Genomic DNA, 19,070 nt, shown 5'->3' with positions numbered 1-19,070 from the left:
ACCGGCTACAGCGCGGCGTCGTGCCGATCCGCGGTCGCCGCCCAGGTGGCCAGCAGGGTGAGCGCGTCGCGGGAGGCGCTACCCGGCTCGGCGGTGTAGGCGGTCAGGGTCAGCCCCGGGTCGGCGGGTAGCGGCATGGCCTCGAAGGCCAGCACCAGCTCGCCGACCGCGGGGTGGTGGAAACGTTTGGTTCCGGTGTGGTGCAGCCGGACGTCGTGGGCGGCCCAGCGGGTGCGGAACTCCTGGCTCCGCGTCGAGAGCTCCCCGACCAGGTCGGTGAGGTTGCGATCGTGCGGGTCGCGGCCTGCCTCGGTGCGGAGCAGCGCGACCGAGGTGTCGGCGGCGCCGTCCCAGTCGGGGTAGAGCTCGGTGGCGGCGGGGTCGAGGAAGCAGAAGCGGGCCAGGTTCGGCGGATTGCCGTGGACCGGGGAGTAGAGGGCGCGGCCGAGGGTGTTGGTGGCCAGCATGTCCAGGCGGCCGTTGCGGAGGAAGGCCGCGGTGTCGGTCATGGCGTCGAGCAGCTGCTGCATGGCGGGCCGGACCCGGGCGCGCGGGCGGGGTCTGCGCGCCCGCGCGGTGGCCGGGACTGCGGCGCGGGCGAGGTCGAACAGGTGCGAGCGCTCGGCGTCGTCGAGGGCGAGGGCGCGGGCCAGCGATTCCAGGACCGGTTCGGAGACGCCGGTCAGGTTGCCGCGCTCGAGCCGCGCGTAGTACTCCACGCTCACCCCGGCCAGCAGCGCCACCTCCTCGCGGCGCAGCCCCGGCACCCGGCGGTGCCCGCCGTAGCTGGGCAGCCCGGCCTGCTGCGGGGTGATCTTGGCACGCCGCGAGGTGAGGAACTCGCGGATCTCGCTCCGGCTGTCCATACCTCGAGGTTACGACGGCCGCCGCGCGCGTGGGGTGCCCTGCCGGTACACCTCACAGCGGTGCCTCCCACCACCCCGGCGCGGCTGGTTGCATAGATTTCGCCCCAGGGGCAATCCCGCAGCTATCAGTGTCGACGGAGGCCCGATCCCTCGATGAACCGTGCCAGAGCTTTCCTCACCACCGCGGTCGCCGCGCTCGTCGTGACCGGCACCGCGGCCTGCACCTCGGCCAAGGAGACGACAGTGCCCCCCTCCCCCACCGATCCGAGCGCGGTCGCGCCGGTACTGGCCCACTACGACAGGGCCGTGCTCGACCAGGTCTGGGCCCGCCCGGATCTCTCCCCCCGCGATCGCAGCCTGATCACCGTGGCCGCCCTGATCGCCCGCAACCAGACCGCACCGCTCGGCGCGCAGCTCGAGCGCGCGCTGGACCACGGGCTGAGCCCGGCCGAGATCTCCGAGACCATCACCCACCTGGCGTTCTACGCAGGCCGGGGCAATGCCGATGGCGCGGTCGCGGTCACCGCCCCGATCTTCCAACGCCGCGGCGTCACCGCCGCGGAGCTGCCGCCGGTCACGCCGGAGAACCCGCTACCGCTGGATCTCGACGCCGACGATGCCCGCGCGGCCGGGGTGGAGCGCGATTACGGCGCGGTCGGTGCCGGGGTGGGGCAGTACACCACCGATGTGCTGTTCCGCGACCTGTGGCTGCGCCCCGGGCTGGCGCCGCGCGACCGGTCGCTGGTCACGGTCGCGGCGCTGATCGCCACCGGGCAGACCGCCCAGATCACCTACCACCTCGGCCGCGCGCTCGACAACGGCCTCACCGCGGCCCAGGCCGCCGAGACCCTGACCCACCTGGCCTTCTACACCGGCTGGCCACCGGTCTTCTCCGCGCTGCCCGTCGTGCGCGACGTGCTCGCGAACCGCTGACCCCCGACCCCCGAAGGAGAAACCGCATGCGCGGCACCGTTATTCACGCTCCCGGCGACATCCGCAGCGAGCAGCTCCCCGACCCGGTTCTGACCGCACCCACCGACGCGATCATCCGCACCGTCGCCACCTGCGTGTGCGGCTCGGACCTGTGGGACTACCGCGGTATCAACCCGGTCGATCAGCCGCAGCCGATGGGGCACGAGTACGTCGGCATCGTCGAGGAGGTCGGCGGCGAGGTCACCGGCGTGGCACCGGGGCAGTTCGTCATCGGCTCGTTCTTCGCCTCCGACAACACCTGCCCGCACTGCCGCAACGGCTACCACACCTCCTGCGCGCACAGGGAATTCGTCGGCGGCTGTCAGGCCGAGTACATCCGCGTCCCGCTCGCCGACGGCACCCTGGTCGCCACCCCCGACCAGCCCGACCCCGACCAGATCCCGAGCCTGCTCGCGCTCTCCGACGTGACCGGCACGGGCTGGTACGCCGCCGTCGCCGCCGAGGTGCGCCCCGGCTCGACCGCGGTCGTGGTCGGCGACGGCGCCGTCGGGCTCTCGGGCGTGCTCGCCGCGCGGCAACTCGGCGCCGAGCGGGTCATCGCCATGAGCCGGCACGCCGACCGGCAGAAGCTCGCGCTCGATTTCGGCGCCACCGACATCGTCACCGAACGCGGCGACGAGGGCGTCGCGCGGGTGCTCGAGCTCACCGACGGCGTCGGCGCGGATTCGGTGCTGGAGTGTGTCGGCACCCCGGAGGCCATGGACCAGGCGCTGCGCTCGACCCGGCCCGGCGGAAATGTCGGCTTCGTCGGTGTCCCGCACGACGTGGCGATCCCCGGTGAGCAGCTGTTCTACTCCCACGTCGGGCTGCGCGGCGGCCCGGCCCCGGTGCGCCGGTTCCTGCCCGATCTGATCGAGCGGGTGCTGTCCGGCGCGATCACCCCCGGCCAGGTGTTCGACCTCACGCTGCCGCTGGACCGGGTCGCCGACGGCTACGCCGCCATGGACGAGCGGCGCGCGATCAAGACCCTGCTGCGACCGTGAACGCGCCGCGCGCGGTGAGCCGCCGCGGCCGCTTCATGATCCACCTCGCGCTGTGGGAAGGTGACGAGGTCATCTGGCTCGAACACGTCACCGACGACGAGTACCGGCGAGCCGACACCGACGCCTGACAGCACGACCGCACGACACCAGGAGCCAGACGGTGCCATTCCCCCGCACGACCCGGCCGATCGTCCGCGCCGCCGTCGCGGTCGCCGCCGCCACCGCGGTCGGCTGTTCCGCCGCGCCGGACGGCGCCACCGACCGCCCGTCGACCACCGCCTCCGCCGCCTCGGCGACCGGCGCGCCCCAGGAGGTTCCGCTCATGCGGATCCAGCTCACCGTCGGCACGGCGACCGCCGCCGCCACCCTCTACGACAACCCCACCGCCCGCGACTTCGCCGCCCTGCTCCCGCTCACCGTCACCCTGCGCGACCTCGGCGGGCGGGAGAAGGTCGCGCCGCTGCCCCGCGAGCTCACCGACGGGCGCGGGCAGGACGGCTACCGCGCCGGGCAGCTCGGCTACTGGGCGCCGAGCGCCGACCTGGCCATCTACTACCTCGACGACGGCTTCCGCGTCCCCGCCCCCGGCATCGTGCTCATCGGCGAGATCGAGAGCGGGCTGGCGGCCGTCACCGGCGCCGCCGACGGCTCCACCCTCACCGTCACCGCCGCGAGCTGACCCGCCCGCTCACCCGGCCTCGGCGGCGATCGGCTGCCCCGGCGCGACGGCACCGAGCTCGTAGCTGTGCGCCACCAGCGCGGCCTGCAGCGACCACAGGCCGTCGACGTGCATGGGATCGAGGCCGGTCAGCGCGGCGATGCGGCGGAGCCGGTGATCGACGGTGTTGTCGTGGATGAACAGCGCGCGCGAGGTGCGGCGGCGATGGCGGTCGTACCGCAGGTAGGCGGCCAGCGTCGCGAGCAGCTCCGGCTGGGCCCGGAGCGGCGCCAGCACCGCGGCCAGCTGCCGCCTGCCCGGTCCGGGGCGGCTGACCTGGTACTCCACCGCCAGATCCGCCATCAGGTAGATCCCGGACGGGCGCTCCAGCCGCTCGGCGAGCTCCAGTAGCTCATGGGCGCGCCGGGCGGCCTCGGGAACGTCGCCGCGCGCCGCGCGCACCGCGCCCGCGCGAATCGGCGCCCCGATGGTGGTGCGCAGCCGATCGAAGACCTCCCGCGCGGCGGCGTCACCGCCTTCGGGAACCAGCAGGGTACCGCCGCCCACCCCGAGCAGCGCCGGAATCCGGGCAGCGGCGAGTTCGGTGCGCGCCCGGCGGAGCGAGCGATCGGCATCGCGATGCGGATCGCCGAGGCCGAGGGCGAGCACCACGTAGCTGTCGGCGATCGGGAATCCGGCGGCCCGCGCCGTGGCCGGGACCGCGGCTCCTGAGGTCAGCGCGGTGGCGAGTACGGCGCCGATGGCGGCGGCGCCGCCGTGCTCGGTCCGTACCTCGCGCAGATAGGCGCCGGTGAAGCTGGCCTGAACCCGGTCGAAGACCACGGCGAGGCGCTGGCCGGCCAGGGTGACCGCCTGCGCGTCCGCCCGGCCCGCGTGCCGGGCCAGGCGGTCGTGCACGAAGCGGAACCCGCGGTGCATGGCGTACTGCACCGCTTCCAGCGCAACGCCGTCGGCGGCCCAATCCCCGATCCGGGCGCTCAGCGCCGAGGGAACCTCCGTCATCCGGCCGTCCTGCAGCGCCGACGAGACCAGCTCCAGGCACCCGCCGACCACTTCGGCGGCCTCGCCCCAGGACGCACCGCACGGCAGCGCGGCACCCGCCCTGGCCCCATGCCCGGACACGTGGCCGAGCAGCTGCTCGCGCAGCGCGCGATCGCCACGCAGGAACCCCGCCGCCGGAACTCCGGCGATCCGCAGTTCTGCCCCGGTGTCGAGGGCGCTCGTCAACATCGGCTCGCACCTTTCCCGTGTCGGGCGAATCGAGCCTCCCCGCGCGTCGCCGGCGACGCACCTCAACTCTGCCAGTCATAAGTGTGATCGGAGGGTACATCTCCGCAGCTGTGCCGTCCAGGACCGAGACCAACCGGCACGACGGCCAGTTATCACTGAGAAGGTTGCAGTAAGATCGTCACAGCAGGCCGATCGGCACCGACGGGGACGAGGTAGGGATGACAGGCCGGGAGTACCGGATCGCGGAGCTCGCCGAGGCGGCCTCGGTGCCGGTCCGCACCGTGCGCTACTACCAGGAGCGCGGACTGATCGGCGCCCCTGGCCGCCGCGGACGGCACGCCGTCTACACCGAGGCGCACCTGGAGCGGCTCGGTGTCATCGCCGACCTGCTCGACCGCGGCCACAGCCTCGACGGCATCGGCGAGCTCCTGGCGGGCGCCGAGAACGGCAGCAAGGTCTCCGAGCTGCTCGGCTTCGAGACCGCGGCCTCGACCGCGTGGGGCGACGGCGAGATCACCATCGACTTCGCCCAGCTCCTGGACCGCTTCGGCGAGCAGGCGACGCCACAGGCGATCACCGAGGCGGCCGCCCTCGGCTATCTGCGGGTCGAGGACGACCACTTCGTGTGCAGCAGCGGCCGGCTGCTCGACGCCGCCACCGGTTTCGTCGCCGCGGGCATCCCGCTGCGCTCGGTCCTGGCCCTGAGCTGGGAGATGGAGGCCGCCTTCGACCGGATGGCCTTCGGCATCCTGCAGGAATTCCGCACCCACCTGCTCGACCGGGTGGTCGCCCACCCCTCCCCCGCCGAGCTGCACGAGCTGGCGGACACCCTGGAGCGGCTCCGCCCCTTCGTGCGGCAGGTCGCCGACGAACAGCTGGCCCGCGCCATGGACCGGCGCATCCAGGCCGATCTGCCCGAGGTCTCGGACCGGCTGCACCGCACCGCGGAGGCAGGCCACCCGGGAGGCAGGCAAGGGCCGCGGGTCAGCTGAGCGGGTGCACCGCGCCCATGGCGGTGTCGAGCAGCTCGCTCAGCGATCGCTCGCCGTCGCCGTCCAGCCAGCGCAGCTGTGCGCTGTGCAGGCACGCCAGCGCGGCGCCCGCCAGGGCGTCGGCCACCATGGCGCGCTCACCGCGATCGGCGATGTCGCCGAGCCGCGCGTCCAGCGCCTCCGCCATCGCCTGCCGCCAGCTCGCCTGTTTGGCCTGATGGCTCGCCTGCAGCGACGGGCTGTTCATCATCAACCGGGTCATCGCCCGCGCCTGTTCGTCCCGTGCGGTCTGCGCGACCAGCGGCGCGAACGCGTGCCGCAGCGCCTCCCAGGGGGCCTCGGCGCCGGGCCGGGCCCGCAGCGTCGCCGCGATCTCCTCCCCGGTCGCGGCGGTCGCCTGCACGAGCAGGTCGTCCTTGCCGGCGAAGTACCGGAAGAAGCTGCGATACGACAGCCCGGCGGCGGTGGCGATCTGCTCGATGGTGGTGCCGTCGTACCCCTGGGACAGGAACAGCTCGATCGCAACACCGACGATCTCGCGCTGCACCGCGCGGCGCGCGCGTTCCCGCAGCCCGAGGTCTTTCGCTTCGCTCATGACATACATCCTAACGAACCCGCCAAGCTTGACACACTGTGCCATGCGCGGCAGTGTGGGTCGTACAGGTCGGGCCGATGCCATCCCGCCGGCCCGTCCGAGTCCAGTCCGCATACCGAGGAGTCGAAACCATGACCGACAAGACCGTTGTGATCACCGGTGGCAGTGACGGCATCGGCGAGGCCGCCGCCCGCCACGCCGTGCGCCAGGGCCATCGGGTGGTGATCGTCGGCCGCAACCCCGACAAGACCCGCGCGGTCGGCGCCGAACTCGGCATCGACCACCACATCGCCGACTACGCCGACCTCGAGCAGGTCCGCGCCCTCGGCCGGACGCTGCTCGAGAGCTACCCGCGCATCGACGTGCTGGCCAACAACGCGGGCGGGCTGATGGGCGACCGCGAGGTGACCGTCGACGGCTACGAGAAGACCTTCCAGGTCAACCACCTCGGCGGCTTCCTGCTGACCAACATCCTGCTGCCCACCCTGATCGAGAGCTCGGCGAAGGTGCTGCAGACCTCCAGCGTCGGGGCCAAGGCCTTCGGCAAGATCGACATCGACGACCTGCAGAACGAGCGCAAGTACTCGCCGATGAAGGCGTACGGCGACTCCAAGCTCGCCAATATCCTGTTCACCCGCGAACTCGATCGCCGCTACCGCGACCAGGGGATCTCCGCCGCCGCCTTCCACCCGGGCAACGTCTCGACCAGCTTCGGCAACTACACCAACCAGACCTTCATCAAGGTCATCTACAAGTCGCTGAAGTGGGCGCTCATCTCCCCGGAGAAGGGCGCCGACACCCTGAACTGGCTGATCGCGGAGCAGCCGGGCGCGGTGTGGGAGCCGGGGAAGTACTACGTGAAGCGCAAGCCGGCGAAGACCTCGCCGCAGGCCGACGACGCGCAGCTCGCGGCCCAGCTGTGGGAGCGCAGCGCGGCACTGACCGCCCTGGTCCCCTGAGTCCCGCCGCTCGGACGATCGACGGAGCCGGGCCCGGGTCCCGGACCGCTGTTCCCGTCCGGGCGTGTGGTCGCGAGCGAGGATCGCCGCCGGTAGCGCTCGGCGCACCGGCGGCGACCGTCGCCGGTCAGCCGAGCCTGCCGTACTCCCGAGGGTGGCGCAGTCCGCTCAGGATCAGGCGCATGTAGCGATCGACGACGTCGTCCGCGGTGAGCGGGCCGTCCGGCCGCAACCAGAAATGCACGAAATTGAACAGACCGAGAACGCCGCGGACGAGCACGGCGTCCGGCTCCACCCAGCCGCAGGATTCGTGACCGGCCCGCAGGGTGTCCGCCCACAGCTGTTCGTAATTGTTGCGCAGCGCGTTGATCTCGGCCTGCCTGGCCGGCTCGAGGGCGAAGGTCTCCCGGGTCGCGACCGTCCATTCGAATCGCTCGCGCAGCAGTTCCACGACCAGACCGCGGGCCAGCGCGCGCAGTTGCTCCGGCGGGTCCCGCTCCTCGCGCAGCAACTTCTTCGCATCCTCGTACACCGCGGTGAGCGGCCGCCGGATGATCTCGAAGAGCAGGTTCTCCTTGGTCTGGATGTGGTAGTACAGAACGCCGCGCGCGACCCCGACGGCCTCGCCGACCTCCTGCACCCCCGTCGCGTGGTAGCCCTTCTCCGCGAAGAGCTGAGCGGCCACGCGCAGGATCGCGGATTTGGTCGACTCGCCCTCGTGGCGCGTTACCGGGGGACTCGATACGGGCAACTCGTCCATGGGGGGCAGGGTAACGGAGAGGCCACGGCGGGCCGCGCGGGCGGGATCGGATTTCATCGGACCTCGAGCAGGTCGAGTAGTCGTTCGCGATGGTCGTTCCCGGTGCCGAAGAGGACCGCGCCGGTCGCCGCTCGCCGGACGTGCAGATGGGCCGGATGCTCCCAGGTGAACCCCATTCCGCCGTGCACCTGAACCGTCTCGGCACTGATCCACGTGTAGGCATCGGCGCAGGCCAGCGCGGCGGTGGTGGCGGCGAGCGGGAGTTCCCCGCCGTCATCGGCGGCGGCCGCGACGGCCCAGAGCGCCGCCGAACGGGCCGAGTCCAGGAGCAGGGCCATGTCCGCGCAGCGATGCTTGATCGCCTGGAAAGTCCCGATGGGCCGCCCGAACTGGACCCGAGACGAGGCGTGGGCGACCGAGAGCTCCATCGCCGCGGCCGCCCCGCCCACCTGCTCGCAGGCCAGCGCGGCGCGGGCGCGGTCGAGGACGCGCTGCACCGCGATCGGTGCGGCGCCCGCCCGGCCCAGCCGGACGGCCGGAACCCGATCCAGGACCAGCCGGGCCAGCGGCCGGGTGGGATCGAGGGTCGGCATCGCCGTCCGCCGCAGTCCGTCGGCAGCACCGTCGACGACGTAGATCGACGTGCCCGCCGGGTCCCTGGCCACGACGAACAGGACGTCCGCGGTCGTTCCCTCGACGACGAGGGTCTTGGTCCCGGTGAGCCGCCAGCCGTCTGCCGCCTCGATCGCCTCGGTGGCGACCGCGCCCGCAGGCCCGCCGTCGAATTCCTCGCGATAGGCCAGGGTCGCGGTGGCCTCGGCGGTTGCCAGCCGGTCCAGCAGGGTGCGGTGGGTTTCGCCCGCGCCGGCGGTGTGCAGGAGGACACCGACGCCGAGGACCGCTGTCGAGAACCACGGCAGCCGGACGAGGCAGCGCCCGAGCTCCTCCGCGACGATGCCGACCTCGCGGAAGCTCGCGCCTGCGCCACCCAGGTCCTCCGGGACGTCGAGGGCGGCCACGCCGAGCTCGACCGCCAGGCGGCGCCACACCTCCGCGTCCCAGCCCTGCGACCGCGCGGGTTCCCGGAGCACACCCGCGGTGCCGGTATGTTTCGCGAGGAATCCGCGAACCACCCGGCGCAGCTCCTCGGTCTCGGCCTCCGGGGTCAGCCGGGGGGTCACGAGGAACCCTCGGCGGCAGCGACCCCGGCGAGGACGCCGGCGAACCGCTCGTGCGCCGCGGCCCGGCGAACGGGGGTGATATAGGGCGGGAAGAGCCCGTCGTCGGGCTCGGTGCCGCGCAGGAGCGCCTGCGCGAGGTTGATCTTGTGCACCTCGGTGGCTCCGTCCGCCAGCCCCATGTTGTACGACTCCAGCACCCACTTGCCGAACGGCAGCTCCTTCGACACGCCCAGCGAGCCGTGGATCTGGATCGCCCGCCCCGCGACGTCGGCGAGGACCTTCGGCATGGCCGCCTTGACCGCGGAGATGTCCGCCCTGACCTTGCGGTAGTCGTTGTGCCGGTCGATCAGCCATGCGGTGCGCAGCACCAGCAGCCGGAACTGCTCGATCTGGATCCAGGAGTCGGCGATCATCTCCTGGACCAGCTGCTTGTCGGCCAGCCGCTCGCCCCTGCTGCTCCGCGAGACCGCGCGCCGCTTCATCATCTCGAACGCGGACTGCACCAGCCCGACGGTGCGCATGGCGTGGTGGATCCGTCCGCCGCCGAGCCGGGTCTGGGCCACCGCGAAGGCTTCGCCGCGGCCGCCGAGCAAATTCTCCGCGGGCACCCGGACATCGGTGTAGCGCAGGTACTGGTGGTCACCGACGGCGTGCTCGTGGCCCCACACCGCGACATCGCGAATGCGCGCGATCCCCGGGGTGGCTGCCGGGACGACGAACATCGACATCGATTTGTGCGGCGGCGCGTCCGGGTCGGTGACCGCCATGACGATCAGGAACTCGGCGAACAGCGCGTGACTGGAGAACCACTTCTCCCCGTTGATGACCCACTCGTCGCCGTCGCGGACCGCGGTGGTGCGGAAGCCGGTCGGATCCGAGCCACCGAGCGGCTCGGTCATCGAGAAGCACGACACGATATCGCCCTCGACCAGCGGCTCGAGGTAGGTCTTCTTGAGGTGGTCGGTGCCGTAGTGCGCCAGGATCTCGGCATTGCCGGAGTCCGGGGCCTGGCAGCCGAAAACCACGGGACCGGAGTGCGTGCGCCCCAGCTTCTCGTTCAGCAGCGCGAGCCGCAGCTGGCCGTAGCCCTTGCCGCCCAGTTCCGGGCCGAGGTGGCACGCCCACAGCTTGCGCTCCCTGACCTGTCGCTGGAGCGGTTTGATCAGCGCGTTGCGAATCGGGTCGCGCGGATTCCAGGCGTGCTCGATGACCTGGTCGACCGGCTCGACCTCGGTCGCGACGAATTCCTCGACCCAGTCCAGCTCGTCCTGGACCTCGGGGTCGTTCTCGAATCCCCAGCTCATGGGAGTGCTCCTAGCGTGTGAGAACGGTGCAGGCGGAGATACCCGGCGCACCGTAGACGTGGGTGAACCCGACGCGCGGGTCGCCCGGGACCTGGTGCTCGCCCGCGTCGCCGCGCAGCTGGAGCACGTTCTCGTACACCTGCCGCAACCCGGAGGCCCCGATCGGCTCGCCGTTGGCGATGCATCCGCCGTCGGTATTGATCGGCAACCTGCCCTCGATCGCCGTCGCACCCGAGAAGATCAGCTCCTCCTGCGCGCCGTGCGCGCACAGACCGGTCTCGGCCATGTGCATCAGCTCGGCGCCGGACTCGGTGTCCTGGATCTGCGCCACATCCACCTCCGACGGGGCGATGCCCGCCGCGGCGAACGCCGCCGCGGCGGCCTCCACGGTCGGCGAGTCCGACCGGTCGAGCGCCAGCCATGGCGAGAACACCTCGAACGAGCCGTACCGCCGGCTGCGGAACGCGGCGCTCCGCAGGTAAACCGGGCGATCGGTGTAATCGCGGGCCCGGTCCGCGCGGCAGAGGACGAGCGCGACGGCGCCCTCCGCCGGGGAGCAGTACATGTACTGGGTCAGCGGATGCGAGATCATCGGCGCCGCCTCGATGGCCGCCGCCCCGATCTCGGTGCGCCGCCACGCCATCGGGTTGCGCGCGCCGTTGCGGAAGGCCTTCTCCGCGATCGCGGTCAGCACACCCGGCGCGATGCCGTGGTCGTGCAGGTAGCGCTGGATCTTCATGCCGAAGAACTGGGTGGTGACCATCATCCCGGTCTCGCCGTACCAGGCGCCGATGCCGTGTTCGGACGGGTCGGCGTTGAACGCCCCGCGCGGGTGCTTGTCGAAGCCGATCACCAGCCCGAGGTCGTGCTGCCCCGACCGGATCGCCGAATCGGCGCCGATCAGCGCCGACCCACCGGTGGCGCACCCGTTGTAGACGTTGATGAACGGCAGGCCGGTGAGCCCCAGCTCGGACACCAGGGTATCGGCGTCACCCGCGGAGTAGGAGCCGCCGAAGGCGAATTGCATGTCGTCGAAGCGCACTCCGGCATCGCGCAGCGCCCGGCGCGCGGCGTGCACGGCCTGCGCCCGCCCGGAGACGCCCTCGGTGCGGCCGAACGGGTGCATGCCGATGCCGACGATCGCGACCTCAGTCATCGGTGGCCCTTTCGAAGGCGAAGGTGTGCACGGGGCCGTGCTCGTCGTCGCGGAACGGGACGAGGACCATCCGGACCGGCATGCCGATCGCCAGCCGCGCCGGGTCCGATTCCACCAGCCGCGTCTCGACGATCAGCTGCTCCGGCAGGTGGACGTAGCCGACGCCGTACGGCTCGTAGGCCGATCCGCCGCGGTAGGGCGGTTTCGGGGTGAATCCCTGGACCGTCCAGGACCACAGTGTCCCGGCCGGGGACAGCGGCACCTCGGTCATCGATGACCCGGTGCAGCGCGGACACCCGCTCTGCGCCGGGAAGGTGTGGCCGCCGCAGTCGTCGCACCGGGTGCCGAGCAGCACCGGCCCGTCCGGCGTCTCCCGGAACAGGGTGTCGTCGACCGTCCGCTTTCCGTCGATCACGGCGCCGCCAGCCTGCCGCCGTCCACGGCGAGCAGCGCGCCGGTGGTGTAGGTGGCGTGCGGCCCGCACAGGTACAGCGCGGCGCCGACGATCTCCTCCGGCTCGCCGACGCGGCGGGCGGGCCAATCCCGCGCCATGAGATCGACCGCCGCCATGTCCCAGGATTTGCTGACATCGGTGGCGAACGGCCCCGCCAAGATGGTGTTCACCCGCACGGTGGGGCCGTACTCCTGGGCGAATCCGGCGGTGAGCGTATTCAGCGCGGATTTCGCCGCGGCATAGGGCAGATCGGACGCGGTCGGCCGCAGCGATCCCATGGAGGAGATGTTCAGCATCACGCCACCGCCGCGCTCGACCATGCGCCTGCCCGCGGCGGCCATCAGCCGGAACGGTCCCTTGACGTTGACCGCGAAGACCTTCTCGAACAGCTCCTCGCTCACCGCGTCCAGGCGCGGGTACAGCGGCGCCATGCCGGCGTTGTTGACCAGGATGTCGACCGGGCCGAGGGTGTCCTCCACCTCGTCGAGCAGGACGCCGAGCCGGCCCCAATCCCCCACGTGGGCGCCGTGCGCGCTCACCCGTCTGCCGGTCGCGTCGGCGAGCTCCTTCGCCAGCGCCGCGCAGGCGTCGCCTTTGCGCGACACCACGGCGACATCGGCGCCCGCGGCGGCGAAGGCGATCGCGATCTCCCTGCCCAGTCCCCGGGAACCGCCGGTGACCAGCGCCGTCCGGCCCGCGAGCGGCTGATCGGTGCGCAGCGAGGCCTCGACGGCCTGCTGAAGCGTTCGTGTCATCTCGGGATGTCCTTCCAGGCGACACCGCGATCGGCGCGCGGTTCCGGTGGGAGCCCGAGCAGGCGCTCCGCGATGATCGTGCGCTGGATTTCGTCGGAGCCGCCCGCGATGCGGTAGCCCGGAGCTCCGAGGTAGTGCTCGATCCAGCGAAAGGTGCCGTCGCCCGCGTCCGCGACCAGCCGTGGTCCGAGCAGCACCGCCGCGGACTCCGAGACCAGCTTCATGCGCTGGGTCCAGGCGAGTTTGCGCAGCGAGCCCATCGCGCCGGGTTCATCGCCCGCCAGCCGGGCTTCCCGGCCGCGCTGAACCGAGAGCGCGGCGACCTTCTCGGCCACCCACACCGCGGCCAGCATCCGGCGCACGTCGTGATCGCCGGTTCGGCCGAGCTTGCGCGCGTCCTCGAGCAGCTGGGCGTAGCCGCCGCCGAGTTCGGCGTTGGCGCCGGAGAATCCACGCTCGAAGCCCAGCGTGGTGAGCGCGACGCTCCAGCCCTCGCCCACCGCACCGAGGCGAAGCGAGTCCGGGATTCGGACGTCGTCGAGGAAGACCTCGCAGAACGAGGAGCCGCCCGACATCTGGCGCAGCGGCCGTACCTCGACCCCCGGCGTATCCATGGGCAGCAGGAAGGCGGTGAGCCCCCGGTGCTTCGGCAGCTCGGGATCGGTCCGGGCGATGAGCTCGCCCCAGTCCGCGAACTGGGCACCCGAGCTCCACACCTTCCGGCCGTTCACCACCCACCCGGCGCCGTCGCGGACCGCCTTGGTGGCCAGCCCCGCGAGATCCGACCCCGCCCCGGGCTCGGAGAACAGCTGGCAGGCCAGCTCGTCGCCGCGCAGCAGCGGGCGGACCAACCTGCGCTGCTCTGGCGTGCCGAAGTGCTGCACGGTCGGCGCGATCAGCGCGGTGCCCACCGAGGTCAGCTCGTGCTGCCCCGGATGGGCGAACTCGCGCTCGACGTCCGCGAACGCCTCCTCGTACAGCGGCGAGAGCCCGGCCCCGCCCTGGTCGGCCGGCCAGGTCAGCGCGCCGTAACCGGCGTCGAACTTGGTCCGGAGCCACTGCTGGATGCGCGTGAGCAGCGCGCGCTCCCGCTCGAAGGACAGGTCGCTGAACACCGCGACCGACGGGTTCGGACCGTCCCGCCGAGCCAGGTGACCCGAGAGCCAGGCGCGCGCCTCGGCGGCGAACTCGTCGAGTTCGTCCGCGGTCGGGGTCGCCCCGACGGCGATGTCATGCGCGGTCACGGCAGCCTCCGTCCATGGCCTCCGCGCGTCTGCGGAGTTCGCCGGTGAGCACCTTTCCGCTCATGCCGCGGGGCAGCTCGTCCAGCCGGAGCAGGTGCCGCGGGCGTTTGTAATCCGCGAGCAGCGGCCGGAGGAACGTGGTCAGGTCATCGAGGGTGAGCTCGCCCCGCACCGGCACCACGCACGCCACCGGGACCTGTCCCCACCGTTCGTCGCGGCGCGCCACCACGGCCACCTCCCTGATCTCCGGATGGGTGACCAGCACCCGTTCGATCTCGGCGGGGTAGACGTTGAGCCCGCCGGAGATGATCAGGTCGGAGCGTCGCTCCAGCACCGTCACGTAGCCCTCGTCCATGCGCACGACGTCGCCGGTGTGCAGCCAGCCGTCGCACACCGTGCGGGCGGTGGCCTCCGGCTCGTCGTCGTACCCGAGCATCACGCTCGGCCCGCGCAGCACCAGCTCGCCCTCGACCCCGTCGGCGAGGGTCTCGCCCGCGTCGTCGACGACCTTCGCCTCCAGGCCGGGCATCGGCACCCCGGCCGCGCCGAGACGCGTCATGGCCGCGTGCCGGGGGACCTGGATCGACAGCCCCGACGCCTCCGTCAGCCCGTACGAGTTCACCACCGGCAGGCCGCGTTCGACGAAGGCCCGCAGCGTCTCCTCCCGGATGGCGGCGCCACCGGTCTTCGCGACCCGGACCTCGTCGAGCACGAGCGAACCGAAGTCCGGCCGCGCCGCCAGTTGCTCGTAGACCACCGGCACGACCTGGAACATCGTCGCCCACCCCGAGGTGAGGTCCTTCGCGAGCGAGTCCAGGTCGAGCTCGCGCTCCAGCCCGACGGTCCCGCCTGCGGCCAGGACCGGCAGCGACGCCGAGACCAGCGGACCGGTGTAGGCCAGCGGGACGGGCAGCACCAGCCGGTCCTCGGGCCTGGTGCCGTCGAAGGCGCGCGCACCCGCCGCGGTGGCGTACACGTTCCGGTGGCTGAGCAGCACGCCCTTCGGCCTGCCCGAGGTCCCGCTGGTGAACAGCATGAGCGCCGGATCGGTCGCGTAGACGAGCTCCGGCGCACCCGCGTCCGCGGAGTATCCGGCGAGCGTTTCGTACGCCCGGCCGGTCCGGCCGGGCGCGTGGTCGACGACGAGCACCCGATCTTCCGCGATGACGTCGCCGAGCGCGCCGAGCACGCCGTCGAAGTGCGGCTCGGTGACCAGGGTGGTGATCCGGCCCCTGGTCACACAGTCGGCGACCTCGGGACCGGTCAACCGGATATTGAGCGGAGCGGCGACGGCGCCGATGCGGGCCGCGGCGAACACCGTCTCGTAGAAGGCCGGGTGGTTGCGCAGCAGCAGCCCGACCCGTGCGCCGCGCTCGACCCCGAGCGAACGAAGGCCCGCCGCGACCCGCCGGATCCGATCGTCGAGCGCGGCCCAGGTGACGGTCCGGCCCTCGAAGCGCAGGGCGACCCGGTCGCCGGAGTAGCGGGCGTGGAAGGCGGGCCAGTCGGCGATATTGCCGACCGGCAGGCCGGCGCCTGTCGCGGTTCCCATCAGCTCGCGCCCGCCGGGACATCCCATTCCACGACGACGGTGCGCATACCCCACACCGCGCCGAGCCGGGATTCGGCGCGGACCGGCCGGTAGGCCGGGATGGCCGCGTGGAACTCCTCGAGCGCGACCGCCAGGATGGTCCGTGCCAGTGCGGCTCCGATGCACCGGTGCGGTCCGAGGCCGAAGGCAAGCTGACGGAACGGGCCCCGGTCGAAATCGACGGTGTCCGGGTTCGGGTACTCGCCCTCGTCCCGCGCCGCGGCCTGGGCCAGGAAGTTCACCCTGTCGCCCGCCTTGATCCGCACGCCGGCGATGTCGACGTCGCGCAGCGCCGTCCGCAGCGGCCCGACCGGCGCCGCCCAGCGCAGGATCTCCTCGACGAATTCCGGGATGTGGTCGGTCTCGGTGCGCAGCTGGAGTTGCAGGTCCGGGCGGCCGGCCAGCAGGTTGATCGCCTGGGAGGTGATGCTCTGGGTGGTGTCGAGGCCGCCGGTGAGCAGGATGACGACCAGCGACAGCAGCCGGTGTGGCGGGATCGGCGCGCCGTCGATCGTGGATTCGACCAGCGAGTTGGTCAGGTTGTCGCCCGCGCGCTGTTCCTCGAGCTGCTTGCTCAGGTAGGCCATCATCTCGGCCATCGCTTCGGCCTGGATGCGCTGGTTGGCTTCGGGGGTTTCGCCGGGGACTCCGTTGACCTCGCGCTCGACCAGGTCTTCCAGCTTCTCGCGGTCTTCGAGTGGCCAGTCCATCAGTCCGAGGAACATGGTGCTCGCGACCGGGCGGGCGAAGTCGGTGACGACGTCGCAGTGGCCGCGCGGCACGATCTCGGCCAGTGCTGTCCTGGCGACCTCGCGTGCCCGGTCGGACAGGGTCCGTACCCGGCGTGGCGCGAAGAACGGGTTGAGCAGCCGCCGGTAGGCGGCGTGCTCGGCGCCGTCGAGTTCCAGGGGGACCAGCGGTTCCCGTTTGCCGGTGTCGACGAGTTTGATCCCCCGGCTGGCGCTGTCGAAGGTCTCCGGGTCGGCGAGATCGCGCCGGATCCGCTCGGGGTCGAGCACGAGCCAGTACCCGCCGTTGCGGTCGGTCCAGAGCACCGGGCCCTTCTCCGCGCGCCAGGCGCGGAACCGCTCGTGGGCTTGGTCGATCTGCATCCGGCCGAGGGCGTCGTAGTCGACGACGAGTTCGGCGGGCACGTGCTCGGGCCGCGTGACCGGGCCGCCGGTGGCGGTTCCCGCGCTCATCGCTCGGTTCCGATCGCGCCTTCGGGGCAGTTGGCCGCGGCCCGCCGCATCGTCTCGGTGTCGGCGTGTCCGCCGTCGGCGACGAAGGCGCGTCCCTCCCGGTCGTCGAAGTCGAAGAGCTCGGGGGCGATCGCCAGGCACATCGCGTGTCCCTGGCAGCGGGTTTGATCAACACTGACGTGCATCGGCGTTCTCCTTGGGGATGCGAGTGTCATTTCGCGGTCCTGCCCCGGTCCACGGGGAGCTGGATTCCGGTGATGTGCCTGGCTTCGTCGCCCGCCAGCCAGAGCACTGCGGCCGCGATGTCATCCGCTTCGCTGATCGTCTCCGGCCACGGGGTGGTGAAGTAGTCCCGGTAGTGCGGCTCGGCGTCGAGCAGCGCGCCGAGCTCGGCGACCCGCATCTCGGTGTCGACGCCGGAGGGGAGCACGGCGTTGACCCGGATGCGGTGCGCGGCGAGCTCGTTGGCCAGGACCTTCGCCAGGCCGACGACGCCGTGCTTGGACGCCGAGTAGGCGGCCAGCCCCGGCAGTCCGTGGGTACCGGCGACCGAGCCGATGAAGATCAGCACCCCTCCGGTCCCCTGCTCGAGCAGGATGGGCACGGTCGCCTTGGCGGTGTGGAAGGCGCCGGTCAGGTTGACGTCGATGGTTTCGCGCCACTGGTCCGCGGTCGTCTCCCAGGTGCGGCCGGCGCTGACGATGCCCGCGTTGGCCACCACGATGTCCAGCCGCCCCAGCCGCTCCACACCGGCGGCGACGGCCGCGCGCAGCGCCTCCTCGTCGCGGACGTCGACCGCGGCGGCGACCACCCGGCGGCCGCGGGCCTCGATCTCGGCGGCGACCGCGTCCAGCTCGGCCCGGGTGGCGGGCGGGTAACTCGTACTGGTCACCGGTCCGCACAGATCGACCGCGACGACGTCGGCCCCCTCGGCGGCGAATCGAACCGCCTCGGCCCGGCCCTGACCACGAGCCGCACCGGTGACCAGCGCGACCTTGCCGGCGAAGCGCGGCCCCACGCCGGCGTCGGAAGAAGATGTCATGAGGGTTGTCCGATCGTGTTCGAGGAGAGGTCGCGGGGCGCGGATGCGGCGCCGAGCAGCGCCAGCCCCGCGGCGATCAACGCGTCGACGACGGGGGGAAGCTGTTCCTGCGCGGGATCGTGGTGGCGGCCCTCGCGATGCCTGCGGAGGTTGTGCCCCATGATCGCGGCCATCTTCATCCGGCTCAGCGCGGCGAACCAGGTCGAGTCGGCGTCGATGCCAGCGGCCGCCACGCCGCGGCGGGCCCGGTAGACGTCGAGGAGTTCGGGCCCGGCCGGCAGCCCGTCCACCCGGGCGCCGATGCCGGGGAACAGCCGCCCGTCGGTGAAGACCTCGAACCACCCGAAATCGACACGGGGATCGCCGATCGACCAGATCTCCCAGTCGATCAGGGCTCGCGGCTCGGCACCGTCGAAGAGCAGGTTTCCCAGCCGGAAATCACCGTGCACGAGAACCGGCGCGACGGGCGCGGGCACCGCGGCCCTGAGCGCCGCCACCAACTCGGCGCCGCCCTCGGCGAGATCGCCCGGAACGGCCGCCATCGTCCGCGCCCAGCGCTCGAGCTCGTCGGCCGGGCCGAGCGCCGGCGGCGCGGACTGCCCGATGCCCGACAGCGCGGACTCGAGCTCGGGGATCGGCACGGCGTGCAGCCGGCCGAGGACCTCCGCGGCGGCGAGCATGCGGGCGCGGGCCAGCGGTACCGGGACCGAACCCGCCGGGTCGAGCACGGGCTCGATCGCCTCGCCCGGTTCGAAGGTCATCGCGAACCACGCGGGCTCCCCGGCCTCGCGGTGGGTCACCCGCGGTAGCGGAACCCCGGTGTCCCGCAGTGCCTCGATCAGCGCCGCCTGCCGGAGTACGTCGTCGCGGCCGCGCGCGGGCCTGCCCGCGGGCCCGGCCCGGACGACGCGCGCCCGCTCGCCGTCCCGGACGACGAAGGTGCGGCCGGAGTGGCCACCCTCGAGGACGTCGAGCCGCGCGGAGTCGCCGCAGCCGAGCGCAGCGCGGACACGGGCGGCCAGCGCCGGGTCGGCCACATCGGCCGGAACGGATTCATTCACGGTGGGTACTCCGAGTTCGATTC

The 19,070-nt window shown here is 72.4% G+C and carries 21 protein-coding genes; 6 read left to right on the top strand and 15 right to left on the bottom strand.

Features of this window, described 5'->3' with window-relative positions; all coding sequences use genetic code 11:
* Positions 1-5: 5 nt before the first annotated feature.
* Entirely contained in the window at positions 6-866 is an 861-nt protein-coding gene (locus tag NH2_RS08000; RefSeq protein WP_067650554.1) for a helix-turn-helix transcriptional regulator, read from the bottom strand.
* Between the two features lie 153 nt (positions 867-1,019).
* Between NH2_RS08000 and NH2_RS07995 the strand changes: the two genes are divergently transcribed.
* Genes NH2_RS07995 through NH2_RS07985 form a run of 4 tightly spaced genes read left to right on the top strand, consistent with a single transcriptional unit; the run spans position 1,020 to position 3,521 of the window.
* Positions 1,020-1,799: a carboxymuconolactone decarboxylase family protein gene (locus NH2_RS07995; protein WP_067650551.1), complete on the top strand. Its 780-nt coding sequence runs from the start codon at positions 1,020-1,022 to the stop codon at positions 1,797-1,799.
* 26 nt (positions 1,800-1,825) lie between these two features.
* Complete coding sequence (locus tag NH2_RS07990) at positions 1,826-2,842, top strand: zinc-dependent alcohol dehydrogenase family protein (protein WP_067650548.1); 1,017 nt, start codon at positions 1,826-1,828, stop codon at positions 2,840-2,842.
* Complete coding sequence (locus NH2_RS30120; protein ID WP_281202015.1) at positions 2,839-2,970, top strand: hypothetical protein; 132 nt, start codon at positions 2,839-2,841, stop codon at positions 2,968-2,970. The genes NH2_RS07990 and NH2_RS30120 overlap by 4 nt, the downstream gene beginning before the upstream one ends.
* Before the next feature lie 32 nt (positions 2,971-3,002).
* Positions 3,003-3,521, top strand: a complete 519-nt coding sequence (locus NH2_RS07985) for a cyclophilin-like fold protein (protein WP_067650545.1) — start codon at positions 3,003-3,005, stop codon at positions 3,519-3,521.
* A gap of 9 nt (positions 3,522-3,530) precedes the next feature.
* Here the strand turns inward: NH2_RS07985 and NH2_RS07980 are convergent, their stop codons facing one another.
* Positions 3,531-4,751 carry a PucR family transcriptional regulator gene (locus tag NH2_RS07980; protein ID WP_067650541.1) on the bottom strand — a complete coding sequence of 407 codons (1,221 nt, stop codon included), beginning with the start codon at positions 4,749-4,751 and terminating at the stop codon, positions 3,531-3,533.
* A gap of 218 nt (positions 4,752-4,969) precedes the next feature.
* Between NH2_RS07980 and NH2_RS07975 the strand changes: the two genes are divergently transcribed.
* The gene (locus NH2_RS07975) at positions 4,970-5,743 is read left to right on the top strand and encodes a MerR family transcriptional regulator (protein ID WP_067650537.1); all 774 of its coding nucleotides are present in this window, start codon (positions 4,970-4,972) and stop codon (positions 5,741-5,743) included.
* On the opposite strand, the gene NH2_RS07970 is transcribed toward NH2_RS07975, so the two are convergent.
* Positions 5,736-6,338: a TetR/AcrR family transcriptional regulator gene (locus NH2_RS07970; RefSeq protein ID WP_067650534.1), complete on the bottom strand. Its 603-nt coding sequence runs from the start codon at positions 6,336-6,338 to the stop codon at positions 5,736-5,738. The two genes, NH2_RS07975 and NH2_RS07970, sit on opposite strands and share 8 nt — an antisense overlap.
* Before the next feature lie 131 nt (positions 6,339-6,469).
* Here NH2_RS07970 and NH2_RS07965 point away from each other — a divergent pair, with 131 nt between their 5' ends.
* On the top strand, positions 6,470-7,297 hold the full coding sequence (locus tag NH2_RS07965) for an SDR family NAD(P)-dependent oxidoreductase (RefSeq protein ID WP_067650531.1): 828 nt from the start codon (positions 6,470-6,472) through the stop codon (positions 7,295-7,297).
* A gap of 127 nt (positions 7,298-7,424) precedes the next feature.
* Here NH2_RS07965 and NH2_RS07960 read toward each other — a convergent pair whose 3' ends face one another.
* Genes NH2_RS07960 through NH2_RS07905 form a run of 12 tightly spaced genes read right to left on the bottom strand, consistent with a single transcriptional unit; the run spans position 7,425 to position 19,047 of the window.
* Positions 7,425-8,057 (bottom strand): TetR/AcrR family transcriptional regulator, encoded by a 633-nt coding sequence (locus NH2_RS07960; protein ID WP_169811462.1) that lies wholly within the window; start codon positions 8,055-8,057, stop codon positions 7,425-7,427.
* 53 nt (positions 8,058-8,110) lie between these two features.
* The gene (locus NH2_RS07955) at positions 8,111-9,238 is read right to left on the bottom strand and encodes an acyl-CoA dehydrogenase family protein (protein WP_067650525.1); all 1,128 of its coding nucleotides are present in this window, start codon (positions 9,236-9,238) and stop codon (positions 8,111-8,113) included.
* Positions 9,235-10,542 (bottom strand): acyl-CoA dehydrogenase family protein, encoded by a 1,308-nt coding sequence (locus NH2_RS07950; protein WP_067650522.1) that lies wholly within the window; start codon positions 10,540-10,542, stop codon positions 9,235-9,237. The genes NH2_RS07955 and NH2_RS07950 overlap by 4 nt, the downstream gene beginning before the upstream one ends.
* A gap of 10 nt (positions 10,543-10,552) precedes the next feature.
* On the bottom strand, positions 10,553-11,698 hold the full coding sequence (locus NH2_RS07945; RefSeq protein WP_067650519.1) for a thiolase family protein: 1,146 nt from the start codon (positions 11,696-11,698) through the stop codon (positions 10,553-10,555).
* Positions 11,691-12,113, bottom strand: coding sequence for a Zn-ribbon domain-containing OB-fold protein (locus NH2_RS07940; protein ID WP_067650516.1), 423 nt, complete (start codon positions 12,111-12,113; stop codon positions 11,691-11,693). The genes NH2_RS07945 and NH2_RS07940 overlap by 8 nt, the downstream gene beginning before the upstream one ends.
* The gene (locus NH2_RS07935) at positions 12,110-12,907 is read right to left on the bottom strand and encodes an SDR family NAD(P)-dependent oxidoreductase (protein ID WP_067650513.1); all 798 of its coding nucleotides are present in this window, start codon (positions 12,905-12,907) and stop codon (positions 12,110-12,112) included. Before NH2_RS07935 ends, NH2_RS07940 begins: the two co-directional genes overlap by 4 nt.
* The gene (locus NH2_RS07930; RefSeq protein ID WP_245650472.1) at positions 12,904-14,151 is read right to left on the bottom strand and encodes an acyl-CoA dehydrogenase family protein; all 1,248 of its coding nucleotides are present in this window, start codon (positions 14,149-14,151) and stop codon (positions 12,904-12,906) included. The genes NH2_RS07935 and NH2_RS07930 overlap by 4 nt, the downstream gene beginning before the upstream one ends.
* Positions 14,138-15,703, bottom strand: coding sequence for a class I adenylate-forming enzyme family protein (locus tag NH2_RS07925; protein ID WP_067650510.1), 1,566 nt, complete (start codon positions 15,701-15,703; stop codon positions 14,138-14,140). The genes NH2_RS07930 and NH2_RS07925 overlap by 14 nt, the downstream gene beginning before the upstream one ends.
* Positions 15,703-16,944 (bottom strand): cytochrome P450, encoded by a 1,242-nt coding sequence (locus NH2_RS07920; RefSeq protein ID WP_067650507.1) that lies wholly within the window; start codon positions 16,942-16,944, stop codon positions 15,703-15,705. The genes NH2_RS07925 and NH2_RS07920 overlap by 1 nt, the downstream gene beginning before the upstream one ends.
* Complete coding sequence (locus NH2_RS07915; protein WP_067650505.1) at positions 16,941-17,129, bottom strand: ferredoxin; 189 nt, start codon at positions 17,127-17,129, stop codon at positions 16,941-16,943. The genes NH2_RS07920 and NH2_RS07915 overlap by 4 nt, the downstream gene beginning before the upstream one ends.
* Positions 17,130-17,155: 26 nt before the next feature.
* Positions 17,156-17,986 carry a mycofactocin-coupled SDR family oxidoreductase gene (locus NH2_RS07910; protein ID WP_067650502.1) on the bottom strand — a complete coding sequence of 277 codons (831 nt, stop codon included), beginning with the start codon at positions 17,984-17,986 and terminating at the stop codon, positions 17,156-17,158.
* Positions 17,983-19,047 carry a phosphotransferase family protein gene (locus tag NH2_RS07905; RefSeq protein ID WP_084505309.1) on the bottom strand — a complete coding sequence of 355 codons (1,065 nt, stop codon included), beginning with the start codon at positions 19,045-19,047 and terminating at the stop codon, positions 17,983-17,985. Before NH2_RS07905 ends, NH2_RS07910 begins: the two co-directional genes overlap by 4 nt.
* Between the last annotated feature and the right edge of the window lie 23 nt (positions 19,048-19,070).

Source organism: Nocardia harenae NBRC 108248, assembly GCF_001612885.1.
In the GTDB taxonomy this organism is placed as follows: Bacteria; Actinomycetota; Actinomycetes; order Mycobacteriales; family Mycobacteriaceae; genus Nocardia; species Nocardia harenae.
The sequence above is the reverse complement of the archived record's forward strand: the minus strand, read 5'-3'. Positions and strand labels throughout refer to the sequence as shown.